At 34.7% G+C, this 16226-nt stretch carries 19 protein-coding genes; 14 read left to right on the forward strand and 5 right to left on the reverse strand.

The genetic code is table 11. From position 1 onward, the window contains the following. The first annotated feature begins 143 nt into the window (after positions 1-143). From EV196_RS05315 to EV196_RS05330, 4 genes are read left to right on the forward strand one after another with little or no spacing between them, the layout of a single operon-like run. Positions 144-434, forward strand: a complete 291-nt coding sequence (locus tag EV196_RS05315; protein ID WP_132215751.1) for a helix-turn-helix domain-containing protein — start codon at positions 144-146, stop codon at positions 432-434. Continuing rightward, on the forward strand, positions 431-1078 hold the full coding sequence (locus EV196_RS05320; RefSeq protein WP_132215754.1) for a hypothetical protein: 648 nt from the start codon (positions 431-433) through the stop codon (positions 1076-1078). The genes EV196_RS05315 and EV196_RS05320 overlap by 4 nt, the downstream gene beginning before the upstream one ends. Continuing rightward, entirely contained in the window at positions 1062-1718 is a 657-nt protein-coding gene (locus tag EV196_RS05325) for a P-loop NTPase family protein (protein WP_132215757.1), read from the forward strand. Before EV196_RS05320 ends, EV196_RS05325 begins: the two co-directional genes overlap by 17 nt. A gap of 12 nt (positions 1719-1730) precedes the next feature. Further along, entirely contained in the window at positions 1731-2825 is a 1095-nt protein-coding gene (locus EV196_RS05330; protein WP_132215759.1) for an exonuclease/endonuclease/phosphatase family protein, read from the forward strand. Positions 2826-2915: 90 nt separating this feature from the next. Here EV196_RS05330 and EV196_RS05335 read toward each other — a convergent pair whose 3' ends face one another. Next, on the reverse strand, positions 2916-3566 hold the full coding sequence (locus tag EV196_RS05335; protein ID WP_243652182.1) for an N-acetylmuramoyl-L-alanine amidase family protein: 651 nt from the start codon (positions 3564-3566) through the stop codon (positions 2916-2918). A gap of 150 nt (positions 3567-3716) precedes the next feature. Here EV196_RS05335 and EV196_RS05340 point away from each other — a divergent pair, with 150 nt between their 5' ends. Next, the gene (locus tag EV196_RS05340; protein WP_132215762.1) at positions 3717-4004 is read left to right on the forward strand and encodes a hypothetical protein; all 288 of its coding nucleotides are present in this window, start codon (positions 3717-3719) and stop codon (positions 4002-4004) included. A 16-nt stretch (positions 4005-4020) separates the two neighbouring features. On the opposite strand, the gene EV196_RS20200 is transcribed toward EV196_RS05340, so the two are convergent. Next, positions 4021-4146 carry a hypothetical protein gene (locus EV196_RS20200; RefSeq protein ID WP_262711330.1) on the reverse strand — a complete coding sequence of 42 codons (126 nt, stop codon included), beginning with the start codon at positions 4144-4146 and terminating at the stop codon, positions 4021-4023. On the opposite strand from EV196_RS20200, the gene EV196_RS20110 reads away from it, so the two are divergent. From EV196_RS20110 to EV196_RS05380, 8 genes are read left to right on the forward strand one after another with little or no spacing between them, the layout of a single operon-like run. Then, positions 4094-4282 carry a hypothetical protein gene (locus EV196_RS20110; protein WP_243652194.1) on the forward strand — a complete coding sequence of 63 codons (189 nt, stop codon included), beginning with the start codon at positions 4094-4096 and terminating at the stop codon, positions 4280-4282. The two genes, EV196_RS20200 and EV196_RS20110, sit on opposite strands and share 53 nt — an antisense overlap. Then, complete coding sequence (locus EV196_RS05350) at positions 4275-6677, forward strand: TraG family conjugative transposon ATPase (protein WP_132215767.1); 2403 nt, start codon at positions 4275-4277, stop codon at positions 6675-6677. Before EV196_RS20110 ends, EV196_RS05350 begins: the two co-directional genes overlap by 8 nt. Before the next feature lie 4 nt (positions 6678-6681). Beyond that, a complete protein-coding gene (locus EV196_RS05355) occupies positions 6682-7269 on the forward strand; it encodes a conjugal transfer protein (RefSeq protein WP_132215770.1) in 588 nt (195 codons plus the stop codon). A 2-nt stretch (positions 7270-7271) separates the two neighbouring features. After that, a complete protein-coding gene (locus EV196_RS05360; protein ID WP_132215773.1) occupies positions 7272-8114 on the forward strand; it encodes a hypothetical protein in 843 nt (280 codons plus the stop codon). Between the two features lie 11 nt (positions 8115-8125). After that, complete coding sequence (locus EV196_RS05365; RefSeq protein WP_132215775.1) at positions 8126-8749, forward strand: conjugal transfer protein TraK; 624 nt, start codon at positions 8126-8128, stop codon at positions 8747-8749. Then, positions 8730-9659: a conjugative transposon protein TraM gene (gene traM / locus EV196_RS05370; protein WP_132216515.1), complete on the forward strand. Its 930-nt coding sequence runs from the start codon at positions 8730-8732 to the stop codon at positions 9657-9659. The genes EV196_RS05365 and traM overlap by 20 nt, the downstream gene beginning before the upstream one ends. Then, on the forward strand, positions 9656-10486 hold the full coding sequence (locus EV196_RS05375) for a DUF4138 domain-containing protein (protein ID WP_132215778.1): 831 nt from the start codon (positions 9656-9658) through the stop codon (positions 10484-10486). Before traM ends, EV196_RS05375 begins: the two co-directional genes overlap by 4 nt. A gap of 7 nt (positions 10487-10493) precedes the next feature. Next, positions 10494-10859 carry a hypothetical protein gene (locus EV196_RS05380; protein ID WP_132215781.1) on the forward strand — a complete coding sequence of 122 codons (366 nt, stop codon included), beginning with the start codon at positions 10494-10496 and terminating at the stop codon, positions 10857-10859. A 151-nt stretch (positions 10860-11010) separates the two neighbouring features. Here the strand turns inward: EV196_RS05380 and EV196_RS05385 are convergent, their stop codons facing one another. Next, the gene (locus EV196_RS05385; protein ID WP_132215784.1) at positions 11011-11748 is read right to left on the reverse strand and encodes an SOS response-associated peptidase; all 738 of its coding nucleotides are present in this window, start codon (positions 11746-11748) and stop codon (positions 11011-11013) included. A gap of 56 nt (positions 11749-11804) precedes the next feature. Here EV196_RS05385 and EV196_RS05390 point away from each other — a divergent pair, with 56 nt between their 5' ends. Further along, entirely contained in the window at positions 11805-11987 is a 183-nt protein-coding gene (locus EV196_RS05390; protein WP_132215787.1) for a hypothetical protein, read from the forward strand. Between the two features lie 36 nt (positions 11988-12023). On the opposite strand, the gene EV196_RS05395 is transcribed toward EV196_RS05390, so the two are convergent. Both EV196_RS05395 and EV196_RS05400 read right to left on the reverse strand, forming a co-directional pair. Next, positions 12024-14978 carry a DNA polymerase III subunit alpha gene (locus EV196_RS05395; protein ID WP_132215790.1) on the reverse strand — a complete coding sequence of 985 codons (2955 nt, stop codon included), beginning with the start codon at positions 14976-14978 and terminating at the stop codon, positions 12024-12026. Further along, positions 14978-16192 (reverse strand): DNA polymerase Y family protein, encoded by a 1215-nt coding sequence (locus EV196_RS05400; RefSeq protein ID WP_132215793.1) that lies wholly within the window; start codon positions 16190-16192, stop codon positions 14978-14980. Before EV196_RS05400 ends, EV196_RS05395 begins: the two co-directional genes overlap by 1 nt. Positions 16193-16226: the final 34 nt, after the last annotated feature.

Consider the following 16226-nt stretch of genomic DNA (forward strand, 5'->3'; position numbering starts at 1 on the left):
AATCACTACAAATTCCAACTTTTTTACAACTAAAAAATCTAACCCGACTACGGTTCAACTACTGCTTAAACACCATCAAAACTTATCAAATTTGCTAAACGAATGTCAAACACCTACATAAATAATAATGTAATAATCTTATCATGGCAACAAGTATTATAACCACCGACGACCTAAGAGAATTCAAAATTGAACTACTAAATGATATTAAAAAGATACTATTCAAACAATCTGGCACAGGATTAAAAAAGTATCTCAAATCATCCGAAGTCATGGATTTACTTAGCATAAGCGCTGGAACTTTACAAAACTTTAGAATGAATGGCACAATCCCACACACTAAAATGGGAAATATTAATTTTTATGAAGCTGATGAAATCCAGAAAATCATGATAGAAAACCGGGTTCAAATTAAATTGAGTGAAGATTTATGAATTATATAAAACATTTAAACGCTGTGTTTCAACAATTCTCGAAAGACTCCCGATTAAATCCCACCCATATCAGTTTGTATATGTCCTTGTTTCAGTTTTGGAATATCAATCGCTTCCCTGAAGAATTTTATATTAATAGGGAAGAAGTTATGGGAATAGCCAAAATTGGCGGAATTGCAACCTATCACAAATGCTTAAAAAACCTTAACGACTGGAAGTATCTGTGCTATTTACCTTCATATAACATTTTTAAAGGGAGTAAGGTTAGGATGTTCATTTTTAAAACAAGCTCTGAACAGGCTCTGAATAAGCCCGAAACAGGCTCTGAACAGGCATTGATACATAATACAAACATTAATAAACAAATAGAAAACATTAATAAACTTAAGCTACCAAAAAATAAAAATGAAGCTGTCGCTTTTTTTAAAATGAACAATTGGCCTGAAATTGAAGCCTTAAAATTTTATAACCATTACAAATCAATTGATTGGAAACTTGGAGGCAAAATCAAAATTACAGATTGGCACGCAACCGCTTCAAATTGGATGATAAAAGCAAATGAAATAAAAAAAATTGAGCCAGTGTCTCAAAACAAGGATAACCTTAAAACCTCAAAAATCAAAGATTATGACCAACCCCTCTAAAATCACCGAAGGTGGTGTAGAATTTTCGATTGGTACATTCGATGGAAATGCTGTTACCTATGATTTTAAGAAAATACTAATCTACCTCGATGCCAAAGGAAAACTGCTCTTTGGTAAACATTTTAAAATCTATGAAGAAGACCATAATATCATTATGAAACTGTGCCATTATTTTATTAAAGACATTGAAAATTGCGAACGAAATGACATCGACCCGAACAAAGGCATCTTACTTTCTGGTCCAGTTGGCTGTGGCAAAACTAGTTTAATGAGACTTTTAAAATTCATTGTGCCACATCAGCGTCCATACGTTTTAGTGCCTTCTCGTAACATCGTTTTCGGGTTTAACCACATAGGTTACAAAACCATTGAAGATTACGGCTGCAGTCAGTTTTTTTGTTTTGATGATTTGGGTATCGAACCCATTGGAAGACACTATGCAAAAGATTGCAATGTAATGGGAGAAATACTCTTGTCTCGCTACGAATTTTTCTTAAATCACAACATAAAAACCCATGCCACAACAAACTTAAATGCCGAAGAATTAGAAGAATTGTACGGAAACAGAGTACGAAGTAGAATGCGCCTTCTATTCAATCTTATTGCATTTGATAAGCACACAAACGATAAACGAAAATAAAACCAAAACATTATGAAAATAGCAACCTTTAACATCCAGAATTTATTCCATCGTGATAAAAGCTTATTAGAAAAATCTTTTGGAAAAAATTTAACCGATTGGATTAACGAGCTTGATGATTTAATGCGAAAACCATCCGTATCTTTAATAGATCAAACCCGCATTAGGGAGCTCTCTTTTTTAACTGGTTTTGAAAAATCTAGTCCTCGACCTTATGCTGTTTTACGCAGAAAAGCAGGTTTTTTATATATGAAAGGCTTAAACTATTCCACCGATTCCAAAGCCAGTGACCTCACAAAATGGAATGGTTGGATAGAATTACAAACCACACCCATTCGACCAGAAGCCACCGATAACAAAGGGCGCGTTATTGCAGCTGTTAATCCAGATATATTATTGCTTCAAGAAATTGAAGATAGAGCCTCTTTGGAAGAATTCAACCAATTGATTTTACCTAAATTTGATTGCAAACCTTATGCACAATCCTTTGTTGTTCAAAGTAAAGAATTGAATGGATTGGAATTGGGCATTTTACTCCGTACGGATCATAAATTAGTTTCAATAAAAACCCATCCCATAAATTGCCTTATTGAATATGAAGTTTTAACACCAAATAATTTAACCATTCATATTTTATCAACCCAATTACAAAAGCAAACTAAAGATAAGGATTTCACGGATGCCTTAAGAAAAAACCAGGCAAACTACATTGCAACTATCTATCAGGAACAGATAGCTGAAGATAAAACCAACATCATAATTGCAGGCACACTTAATGCGCCGTCCTATTGCGATTCTTTATCGCCTTTACTCCAACAAACCAATTTAAAAGACATTACTAAACACTTGTCTTTTGAGGTAGATTGTGATGCTGGAAATGATGCCACTTACCACCGATTAGGAGCCTATAGAAAAGGCGTTAACATCAAGCAAAAAGATTATATGCTAGTATCTCCTGCCCTATTTGAAATCATGAAAGATAGCGGCTTAAACCGTAAGGCGATGTGGCCAGAAAAGCGACCTCAATGGTCTATTTATAAATCTGTAACTAATAAAAATGTTGCTGCTAGTGAGCATCCTTTGGTTTGGGGGAATTTAGAAATTTGAAAGACTATCTCTCTTTTTTCTTAAGTACTTGATGATATATTGATATCAAAATATCTTTGACACATTTTATTAACTCGATAAAAAATTCGTTCATAATCTTGAAAATTTATTAATTGATTGAAGTATAACCATGGCTATGAAATATTTTGAAGCTTCTTTATTTAAGTAATTTGCTTCTTCTTTTTGAGATAAAAACCCTAATTCTACAAGAACTGTGGGACAATTATGATGGGTTTCCCTTAAAACCTGAAAATCCCCAAACTTCACCCCTCTACTTTCAAGTCCAAGCTTCGTTTTCATTTGTTTTTCTAATTTATAAGCTAACAGAACAGACTCCCTTAAAAAACTACCACCATTTGCACTAACATAAACCTCCACACCCCTAGCATTTTGGTTTTCAGACTGATTACAGTGCAAGGAAATAAACAAATCTGCTTTTAGCATATTTGCTAATCGTGTTCTATCCGATAATGAAATTAAAGTGTCTTTATAGCGTGTTAAATAGATTTCAAAATTACTTTTGGTATTTTTATTTAATCGATCCATCTTCCTTGCTATACTTAACACAATATCCTTCTCCATTATTCCATTCAGTCCAATAGCTCCAGAATCCTTTCCACCATGCCCAGGATCAATAACCACCACTTTTTTATCTTCAATATTTTGTGAATTAAGAGATAAAACCATGAGACATAAATTCATGGTAAGTAGTATTTTATAAAAAGGATTTAAAATGTTCATCTCGATTGTTGTTTGAACAAAATTCAACAAATCCTTCACAACATTAAGAATCTTCCAAAGTTTAACATGAAGTTGCGTTAAAATTTAGTTTTTTTCTTCCATAAGCTTCAATTCATAATAGATTTCGTAAAATCTAAAAAACAAACTATTATGAAAAAATCAATTCTATTATTAACTTTTCTGTTATTACTATCTGCATCAAGCTTCGCACAAATTGGAGGTATTGAAGACTCCGTAAATGATGTTTCAGACACCATTAGAACGATCTTCCCAATCATTCTAGGTGTCATCTTTCTTGTCGGATTTCTATTTAATGCTGGTCATTTTTTTGGTGAGAATGCAGACCTTAAAAAAGGTATTACTCGTGTTTTAGTTTTTGTACTCATAGCAGGTGCTGTGGTAGGCATCTTCACATACTTAATTACAATAGTGGTGTAATGAAGAAATATGAAGTCTATAAAAACATAAGAAAACGGGCAGTCATTTTTGGATTGCCCATTTCCCTGTTTGCCTTAATGATGGTTTCTATTCTTGCATCATTATTGGTCATCATTTTCTCTTTCAGCTTTGGGGTGATCATTGGTATACTGATTTTCAATGCCACTTTATATGTTGTCTTGACGCGGATAACCAACAATCCGCAGCTTTTTCAAATGGTAAATGCCTTTCCAAGAATTATAAGTAACAAAAGAAATTCAGGCTTTAATTATGAATAAGATTAACATTTCAGCATATCAACCCATTGTAGATATTCAGGACCATATCGTATTTGCCAATAATGGTAATGTGGCATTGTGTTATGAAGGGAATCTGCCAGAAATCTATTCACTATCCGAAAAAGATTTTGAGGATATGCATGCTGCCTGGTTTCAAGCTCTGAAATCGTTGCCAATTGGAACTGTTGTACACAAACAGGACATTTATCTTAAAAAATCTTATACTTCAGAAAAACTTCCGAATACTACCTTTTTAGAAAAAGCCACCCATCAACATTTTAAAGGTCGTGAACATATTGAACACAAATGCTATTTGTTCTTCATATTAACCAAAAACAAAGCACTCAACAATCCGAAGTATGTCAATCCTTTCAAAAAAATATCAAAAGGAATTATACAAGAACTAGATGACAACATTAAAAGCTTCGTCAACTCGGTAAGCGACTCTGTTTCCTTTATAAATAATAGTCGAAAAATGGCGTTTTTCCCGCTTAAATCGGAAGAAATTCAGCAACTCACAAATGGTTATTTTAATGGTTTCAACGAAGGATTTGATACTGATATTTTACTGGATAAGAAAAGCGTTAAAATTGGCGAAAACCATTTTGATGCACTAGCTATTAACAGCGAACTGTGCTTTGGTGAAAATGTACAAAGTAGTAAAACCAATGAGAAATTCACTTCGGACGATTTTGTATTTAATCAAGGTTTTATTGATGGTTTAGGACTTACGCTTAATGAAAACCATATTGTCAATCAGATTCTTTATTTGGATGATAAACAAAAGTGGCGTAAGCTGCTAGATAAGAAAATTGAGGAGCTCAATAAAAGTTCCAATTTTGGTTCACAGAACAAAGTGGTTTTGGGTAAAATTCAACATATTCTTGATCAAATTAATGCTGATGATAATTCACGCATTATACGGGGTCATCTCAATATTGTCTATTGGGCGAAGGAAGCCAAAGAGCTTGATAAAATCACCTCAAAAATCAAAACCGAATTTAAAGAATTGGATATCATTCCTTACTATCCAAGAGGCGAAGAACGCAAAAATTATATACTGAACAGTTACTGCTGTTTTTCTTCTAATTTCTCGAATAATGATTTGTATGTAACCGATTTAAAACATGCGCTTTGTCTGTTTATCAACAACACCAATTACAAATCGGATACTACAGGCATCATCTTTAATGATAGAGAGCATAATATTCCGGTATTAAAAGATGTTTGGGATGAAAAAAAGAAACGAATTAAAGCACGTAACTTTGCCATTTTTGCACCCACCGGAGAAGGCAAATCGTTTTTAGCGAATAACATATTGCGTCAATATTTTGAAAGTGGCGTTCGTTTGGTCATCATTGATTTGGGAGGTTCTTATACCAAATTTGCCAAACTTTATCCTGAAAAATATACCGTGCTGCGTTACGAAAGTGGAAAGAATTTAGGCATCAATCCATTTTACATTAGCGATGTTAATGACTTGACCCCAGAACGTCTTGAAGATTTGTCTGTTTTCTTATTTGAATTATTTGCTTCAGATATGAAAGTGACCAAAGCACAATCAGTTTCAATTAAGAAAATACTGCGCCATTATTTTGATAGCACTTCCGATAATCATTCATTAGAAGGTTTCTACAGCTTTATAGAAAGTAAACAGAAAGACCTTCTGAAAAACCTAAAAATCCATCCCGACTACTTTAATGTTACAAGCTTCTTGCATGTCATGTCTGAGTATGTTGGAGATGGTCTATATAGTTTTCTATTTGAAGTCAGTGAAGATCAAACCTATAAAATTGAAGACAAACGTTTGATTGTTTTTGAATTGGATGAAGTGAAGGACAACAAGGAAATTCTGTCCGTAATGTTGAAGCTGATTAAGTCTGCTATCCAAAGAACCATTTGGAAAAACAGAGCTGAAAAAGGTATCATACTTTTTGATGAGTTTGCAAAACAACTGAAGTTTGAAAACGTACTGGAAAGTGTGGAGTTTTATTACCAAGCTATTAGGAAACAAAACGGTGCCATTGGTATTATTCTGCAATCTATTAATCAGCTTCCCAACAATTCGACATCAGCAAGCATTTTAGAAAACACACAAGTTATCTATAGCCTAAATAATGAAAAAGGTTATGACGAATTAGTTAAGAGACTCAACCTATCTAGCCACGACCTAAACCAATTAAAATCTATAAAGAACAACTTATCTGGACCACGAAAGTACACGGAAATGTTCATCAAGATTGGTAGAGAAAGTAACATTTTCCGTCTTGAAGTCCCGAAAGAAGTCTATGCAGCCTATTTAACCGATGGACAAGAAAACGAGACCATAATGGCCATTTATGAAAAAAGCCAAAATATGGAATTGGCTATAAAAGAATTCACATCTAAAACATAGTATTATGAAATCGAAAATCAAAACAATTTTATTTGGGCTAATTTTTACAATTGCCCTTTTATTGCCTGGTGGTGCTACCGCCCAAGGCATGCCAACTTATGACAACACCAATTTTATCAGTTTAGTAAAACAACTTGTAGAATCAGGTAAACAAACAGCTCAAATGATTAAGTCTGTACAATTCCTGAAAGACGCAAAAGAAGCCATAGAAAAAGTATCTAGTGTAGTACAACAACTTAGAGCAGTTGATAAAATTGCACAAAACAACCAACATCTTATCAATGTAATGCAGAACGATTTGCAGGATATTTTGAACTCGCCTTATATAAAACCAGAGGAAGTTACACGAATTGCAGAATCATTCGATGCCATAGTGCAAAACTCATTGGACACCGTTGAATTTATGAGTGAAATATTATCTAGCGATAATCTTAAAATGACAGATGCCGAACGTGCAGAAGTCCTAAAAGAAAAAGAATTAGAATCGAAAGAAATGGTTTCAAACATCAAAACCAAAACGAAACGTTACAAGGATATTATTTCCTTCAGAAAAATGCAAGATAAAGTCAATAATCGCGAAACAAACTATTAGAAATGACCGCAGTTATCCTTTTAGGGATTGGGCTAGAATATATCGATACGATATTTCAATCTATTCAAAACAGCAGCTTTTCGCAATATACTATTGCAGGAATGAAAACGCTTGCCGTATTGTTTTTCCTGATTAATATCCTAAAAAAGTATAATGAAGGTATTGCGGATAAAGATGGTTATTCTTGGGGATTGAGTCCTGGCGAACTCGCAAAAAATTTTGCGGTGATACTCTTGGTTATATTTTCAACACATATTTTAGGATTTTTTGATGGTATATTAGTTGCTATTGAAGGAAAATATCGTGGTACCGCACCTGCACTATTGCCGTTACAATTACAAGATTTACCGCTTGAGGAAGAAGTAGGTCTACTGGATGCAGCAAGTATGGCAATGACATTACTTTATGAAGCATTAATAACACCGCTATATGGATTCAAGATACTAGCGTTTATACTCAGTACCATCTTGTGGATTCTTGACCTGTTTATCTACCCCCTATTTTTAGCAGAACGCTTCTTTCTATTAGGTATTATGCAAGCGTTTTTCCCATTGGTTATAAGTCTGGCTGTTTTTGAAAAATTCCGTTCCCTTGCCTACACTTTTTTTAAACTTTATGCAGCTGTATATATGCTAGTGCCAGCATTTTTTCTAGTTAATGTATTTGTCAACGCCATATATACTGAAATAAATACCAATTTCTGGACCAATTTGTTTGGTACCGATTTTGGCCAAGGCTTCTTTGCGCCTGTTGTGCAATTAGGTTCGGTAGGCTTCATCGTATTCCTGAAATTCAAATTATATAAACGCGCCACATCTTTTACACTCAGACTGTTTACCAGCTAATTCAACCTATTATGAAAACACCTTACAAAAACATTTATAACGTTCTTAAAATTAATAGACTCATCGTTTTAGCAGTAGTCATTTGTGCATTGGCAACCAGCACCTTTTCAGTTTGGATGGTATTTACCACCAATAAAAATGCGATGAATAGTGCATTTGCCATTAATACAGACGGTAGCATCATCCCGCTGAAGCTTGTTAGTCAAAAAGAAAATTTCATGGTTGAAGCTTTGGCACATTTAGAATTATTTCACAATTACTTCTATAATATCGATGCGAGTAATTATGAAAAGAATTTAGAAAAGGCACTTTGGTTGGGTAATAGTTCAGTGGATAATCTATATCGCCAGAAAAAAGCAGATGGTGTTTATAATCGGTTATTGCAATATTCCTTAGTTCAAAAAGTGCTTAGCATTGATTCACAAATAACTGAGAATAATGGTTCTTATGGATTTACTACAACAACCATTTTTGAAATCAATCGAGGTTCTATAATAGATACTTATGAATTGTTATCCACAGGAAACCTAATTATGGTTTACCGAAACTTTCCAAACAATCCACATGGACTTTTAATTACAAATTATTTCGAAAACACTTTAAAAAAACTAAATGATGAAAGTAGAAAAGAATAAAATAGTATTTATAGCAGTATTGGTTATTGTTTTCATATTCCTTATTTCCTATTCCATGATAGTAATGGGTGACGATGAAAATGAGAATGAAAACCTTGAACAGACCTTGATACCAGATTTGGAAGAAAACCAAAAAGAGTATGATTCCAAACTGGATGCTATCAATGATTTGAAAGAAGTTCGTGAAAACAATGCACCTAGCATTTATGATGAAAAATTAATTGATTCTATGGGTTACTACAATCCAGATTTACCAGAACGTGAAAAACAACGTATTGTAGATAGTATTTACGACACTAATAAAATTCAATATACCGAAAAGAAATATCAAAGCTTTGGTCAAAAGAAAATTGAGAAGAAGCAAACTGTAGAAATTGATTCTACAGAAATTATCAGAGAACTTAAAATTGAAGCCAAAGAATTAGGCTTGGAACATCAACTGTTTTTTGCAGCTGCACCCAAACCCTATGAGTTTTCAATTATCGGTAATACAGATGCCACCATTTATGTTGTTGTTGATGGCGACCAAATTGTAAAAGCAAATACCAGATTGAGAATGCGACTTACAAAAGCTGCAACTATAAATGGTAAACTAATGAAAAAGAACACGCCAGTTTTTGGTTTTATTAGTTTTCAGCCTAATCGTGCTTTAATTGCTATAGAAAACATAAAGCATCATCCCACAAAGCTTAAAGCTTTCGATTTACAGGATGGTAGTGAAGGTATTTATGTTGAAAACAACTTTAGAGCGGAAGCTACAAGCGAAGTTTTGGACGATGTGATAGGTGATATAAATATCCCTTCTGTTCCGCAAGTTGGGGGCATTACAAAAGTACTTAAACGTAGTAATCGGAACGTAAAGGTTACTGTACTGAACAATTATAAACTTATTTTAAAACCCAAATTATGAGACCAATACTAATTATAGCCATTGTTTTGATTTCAGTTTTAGCACAAGCACAAACAATAGAAGTCCTCGACACTATTTATGCCAATGACAGCAAAAATGTTGCACTATTTTTTCCAGAACCTATACGACAAGGCATAACAGGTTCAGAAAATTTTGTTTTTACATACAATCGTGAAAAAGAACAATACTTCGGTTTACTGCAAGCGCAACCAGGAAAAGAAAGTAATCTGCTGGTAATCAATATAAATGGTTCAATTTTTTCGTATATTGTAAGGTATAAAGCGCAGCTTTCAAAACTCAATTACTTTGTCCCGTTATCTAATAGTATTGGGAATGAAAAACCAAAAGTAGTAGATTCCATTCAGACTGAAACTTCTGAAAAAAGTATTGATAACGACACGTATTATTATCAAAAATTTTGCTCTTATCTTCTTGATAGAAGACAATATCTGGGAAGGCATACTAGGCATAAAGAAGGTGTTATTTTAAGGGTTGAAAATATTGTTTTTGATAAAGAAGAGCTCTACTTCGTTATTCAAATTAGGAATAATTCCACCTTGGATTACGATTTAAATTTTTTGAACCTTTCAATCGAAACTCGACAAAAAGGAAAAAAGAAATCCTTGCAACGTTTGTACCAAGAGCCTATTTTTAAACATCATCTGCCTTCTAAAATTGCAGTAAATGAAACGGTAAGATTTATTTATGTCATGCCGAAATTTTCATTATCCAATGACAGAAGGGTGATTTTAGAACTGAACGAGAAAGATGGCGAAAGAAATATTGAACTGAAAATATCACATAAATATATCAATAACCCAAATTAATAGTATTATGAAAAAAATTGTCATTTATTCACTCGTACTTTTATTCATTTCCTGTGCAGGAACACAAGATTCATCACCTGCTTCCATAGCAGAAATCGTTGCTCAAAGCTTTTATCAGGGTGATGAAGACATGCTTAAAAAACATACCACACCAGAAGGTTTTGCTACATTTTCCAACCTTCAGAAAATGTTTGCCAAACCAAAAGGCTCAGAATCTAATTTTAAACTTATCGATGAAGTAATTGAAGGGGATGTCGCTTGGGTAAAATACGCGACCTCTTATGATAAAACACCGGGAATTTTTAAATTGGTAAAACTGGATGGTGCATGGATAGTTACCATTAGAGATCCTAAGGAAAAAGCGCCACTATAAAATTTGACTGTCTGATTTTCTACTAGGTATTTAACTTTGGCTCATTGTGTTTTCATAAAGGCCTGCCGAGTTAAATATAACTGAAATAAATAATTGGAATAAATATTGTTGCCAATATAAAACTGAGCTATACATTAATTCTAATATTTTACTAAAAAACTTCATTTAATTCAGCATATTCGACCTTTTCAATAATAGCTTCCGTATTACTATCCACTTTAGGACTGAACAAATCCTTACTTACGGTATAAGCATCTAACTTATCCTCAGGATAAAACTCATCTAGAATTGTTATGATTTCTTCTTGTGATAAATCTTTAGATAACCAATTTTGAATATGTTCCGCATCAATAATAACAGGTTGGCGCTTTTTGGTGTTATGGATTTTTTCAAATAAAGGAGACGCCGCTTTTGTTAGTATCGAAAAAGTAATGTAGGTATCAATAACCGAATAAATACCAGCAAGCGCCAAGGGTTCTTTGTCTTTCCCTTGGATATAAAAAGGATATTTCTTTTTTTTATGTTCATGAGGTTCGTAAAACCCATTGACAGGTATGATGCAGCGCTTCGTCATAACCGATTCACGGTACATATAATGTTGGAATAGTTTTTCCGACCTCGCATTGAGGCCTCCTCCATATTTAACAGCTTCCTTATAATAATCCTTTATTTCATCTGCTTTTTTGTTCGATGGGACAATGCCCCAAACCCCGGGAGCCAATACTTGGCTTTTTTCCTGCGGGATGATCAACATATTAGGATGACTGAATCCGTTTAAATGATAGTTGGGTATATCAAAAATCGGTCGAATACTTTCCGTATTTAACTTTACCTTAAAATAAGCTTCAAGCTTTTTAGTTTTATGGGTTGTACTGGTATGAAAACACATAGTGTAAATTTAATAAATAATTATTATCTTACTTAAAGAATTTCAATCAAGCGATTATGAAATTTATTGATTTAGAAGATAACACACCAAAAAATTCTAGAATTTACTTGGTTTGTATAGGACAAGTATTTAATACTAACACCAGAAAGGCATATGCCGATTGGACTGAAAATGGATTTATTTTAGTTGACACTATACTTTTCAATGATGAATATGTTTTTGGTTTTTATTCAGAATAGGCTATAAATAGAAAATAGATTTCTTACTTTATTCATCTAACTTCTTGGATCTGGTTTTAAAGACATTTTTTTTGACCAAATAATATCCAAACTGCAAAAATCAAATTCTTCAGTTACTTTTCCATAACACCCATACACCCCCATGCCGTTAATGGGGTATGTATCAACCACCTTTGTAAAATGTACCGTATCAAAATAATGACCATCTCTATCTATAAAGGTGCAAAACCTGATTAATTTTCCTTGGGATGTTTTATGGAATCGGGTATTTACCAATACGCCATAAAGTAATGCGTTTTGATTGGTGTGTTTATGCATATCACTTGCCTTGATATTATCATGAAAGACGTCATCCACTAAATCAAAATAGCTACATAACGGGAACCCAAGCAATTCAATTTGATCATAAGCCTCTTCAACATAGGTAATCGTAATTGATGGCAGATCAAACTGTTTATGGTTTGGCTTAAATAAACGGGCTTGGGTACTGCCCTGCTTATGTACATGCAGTTTAAAAATAGCTTCCCATAACAATTCAGTTTTTGAACGCTGGGTAAATCTAAAAGCATCTATTCGGATTAATATGGTTAATTGCTCAATACTGATGGTGACACGATCGATAAAATCATCTAAAGATTGAAACGGACCATTGAAATTCCGTTCCGTTAAAAACCGACCAATGGTTAAAGATTCCAAACTTTTTAAATAACCAAAGCCCAAGTAAATGGTTTTTCCTTTAATACTATTGGGGTGCTCACTATTATTAATACAGGGGGGATACACGATACCGCCACACATTTTAGCTTCATGAATATAATGTTCTGCACTATAAAATCCGCCTCCATTATTCAAAACAGCCACCATAAACTCTAAAGGAAAATAACACTTAAGATATAAACTTTGGTAACTTTCAACAGCGTACGATGCCGAATGCCCTTTAGCAAATGCATAACCTGCAAAACTCTTTATTTGTTCCCATACCACCATGGTCAAATCGTCGGGGTAGCCTTTATCTTTACAATTTTTAAGGAACTTTGCCTCTACTTCTAAAAACTCTGCTCGTGATCTAAACTTACCGCTCATGCCCCTGCGTAATACATCGGCTTCCCCTAAAGTCAATCCTGCAAATTGATTGGCGACCTTCAGCACATCTTCTTGATATACCATAATACCATAAGTTTCGGGCATTATTTTCAGTAACATCGGGTTCGCATCTTTACGTTTTTCAGGATACCGTTGCCTGATGATAAATTCCTTTTTCATTCCAGAACCCGACACCCCGGGTCGAATGATTGAACTAGCAGCTACCAATCCCAAATAATCCTGTGTTTGCAGTTTTTGCATCAACCCACGCATGGCAGGTGATTCTACATAATAGGCACCAATTGCTTTGCCGCCCTTTAAAAGTTCATTGATGTTGGGATCGTTTTTAAAGGTCTCCACTTGGGTAATATCTATAGGTGGTAGTTCAGGTCTGTTATACTGAATAATTTCAATGGCTTCCTTTATTTTTGCTAATCCCCGTTGTCCCAGAATATCGAATTTAAAAACACCCACATCTTCAGCAATAATCATATCAAACTGAATGGTAGGAAAGCCTTTTGGTGGCATATCGGTGGCGGAATAATAATGGATGGGTTTTTCCAAAATAAGTACCCCACAGGAATGAACACTTAAATGGTTTGGAAACCCTCTAATAAGTTGCCCGTATTTCAGTACCAACTTCCCCATCTCATCGAGACTCTTAGCGGCATATTTACCATCGCTTAATTTATCTATTTCTTCTTTGGGCAATCCAAATACTTTGCCCAATTCCCTAACCACGCCTCGGTATTTAAAAGTGTTATAAGTTGCTAGCAGCGCCACATGTTTAAACCGCTTAAAAATGTATTGGGTAATATCTTCCCGGTCCTTCCACGAAAAATCAATATCAAAATCTGGTGGGGAGGCTCGAAAGGGATTAATAAAACGTTCAAAATAAAGATCTAATTCAATGGGATCAACATCCGTTATACCAATAATATAGGCCACAATACTATTGGCACCACTTCCCCGCCCCACATGGATGTACCCCATGCGCTTTGAATAGGAAATAATATCATAATTGATTAAAAAATAGGACACAAAATCCATCGCCTTGATGGTTGTCAACTCGGTCTGTAAGCGCCCCTTGACCTTGGCATCGGGTTTAGCATACCTTTTATGTAAATTGTCATCACACAGCTTCACCAACATGTCGTAATCTGCTTGCGGTGATTCTAAATACAGCTGTTGGTTTTGTGAGACCCTTTCTTTACCAAAACTAAAATTAATGGTACAGGCATTTAACAGGTTTTCAGTATTAGTCAATATGTGTGGAAATTGTGCATATGCTTTTTTCAATGCTTCAAGGGATAACATGACATCTGTTATCCTGCACTCTTCCGTTTTTTGCAGCTTGCTCAATAAGGTATTGTTATCAATGGCCCTTAGCAATCGGTGTGCATTAAAGTCCCTTTTGTTCCTAAGGGTTACCTGTTGTTGAACAACCAACTTGTCGGTATAGGATTTATAAATAGAAAACGGTAATTTCTTTAATTCTTCTACCGAAACACCAATAAACTCATGATCCTTAAATTGTTTCTTTTCGTTTTGCAGTACCTTTTCAAACGGGTATACAATTACAACGTCATTAAATGTTGGTGCGTCATTAGGAATACTTTTCTTTTCGTGTAGATGCTCCGATAAAAAAGCATTCAGCTCATAAAACCCATTATTGTTTTTTGCCAAACCCACAAATTGCTGTACGGCTCCATTTCTAAAATCTATGCCTATAACGGGTTTTATATCAAACTCTTTTGCTTTACGCACAAAGTTCAAACAAGCGGAGGTGTTGTTTATATCGGTCAACGCCAACGTGGTCAGGCTGTTTTCTTTTGCAAGTTCCAAGAGTTCCACTTCGGAAAAAGTTCCGAAACGCAATGAATAATATGTATGGCAGTTGAGATACATTATTGTTTTCTATGTGCCAATAAAATAGGCGGTTCACCATTAAAGGGGTTTTGAAAACGTCCAATAGTTTTTGCTCCCATTGAAGATGCTTTTTGAATGCTTAACTCCCCGTAACGGCTGCGGATAGTATCCATGGCATGGTACAGGCTTAACATCTCTTCGGTGTCATCAAATAAATTGATTTGATAGTTTCCGGACACCAAATCGGTAAACTTGACCCCCACCAAACGGATCAACAATCGACGTTCGTAAAGTTTATCAAATAGCTCCAACACTTTAGGTATGATTACATGATCGGCACTGGTGTAGGGAATTTTAAGTTGCTTGGAATACGTATTAAAATCTGAATAACGGATCTTCACACTGATACAGGACGCCAATTTATCTCCCCTACGTAATTGAAACGCTAGGTTTTCCGCCATGGCAAAAATGGTGGTACGCAATTTTACCATATCGATGGTATCCTTGGTAAAGGTACGTTCGGTAGAAATGGATTTCCGCTCATGGAACGGAATGAGTGGCGGATTGTCCAACCCGTTGGCTCGTTTCCAAATGGTGGTACCGTTGACGCCCAAAACACTGGTCATCATCTCAATAGGCATTTGCTGTACGACACTCACTTTATCAATGCCTAGATTCCTTAAAATTTGATAGGTTTTATCTCCTACTGATGGGATTTTTCTTATGGATAAAGGAGCTAAAAATGACTTTTCAAAGCCTGGATCAATCCGCAATTGGTTATTCGGTTTAGCCTCACCTGTAGCCACTTTGGACACTATTTTATTACCCGATAGACCAAACGAAATGGGCAAGCCTGTTTCCTTGATAATTGTTGTTCGCAATTCGGAAGCATATTTATAACTACCAAAAAATTTATCCATGCCTGTTAAGTCTGCATAAAATTCATCCACACTTGCCTTTTCAAAAATGGGTACTTTTTCCTTAATGATTTCGGTTACCTGATGTGAATATTTGGTATAAATAGATGAATTTCCACGGATGATCACCGCTTCTGGACATAAGCGTTTTGCCAAACGCATCGGCATACCAGAATGCACACCGAAACGTCTGGTTTCATAACTACAAGCTGCCACAACACCCCGATCTCCTGTGCCTCCGACAAGCAAAGGTCGTTTTTGTAATCGACTATCAATCAGTCGTTCACAAGACACAAAGAAGGTGTCCAGGTCCAGATGTAATATATTTTTATTCATAAAGCAAAATTAGCTAAAATATCAAGCAATTATT

The organism is Mariniflexile fucanivorans (assembly GCF_004341235.1).
Classification (GTDB): Bacteria; Bacteroidota; Bacteroidia; order Flavobacteriales; family Flavobacteriaceae; genus Mariniflexile; species Mariniflexile fucanivorans.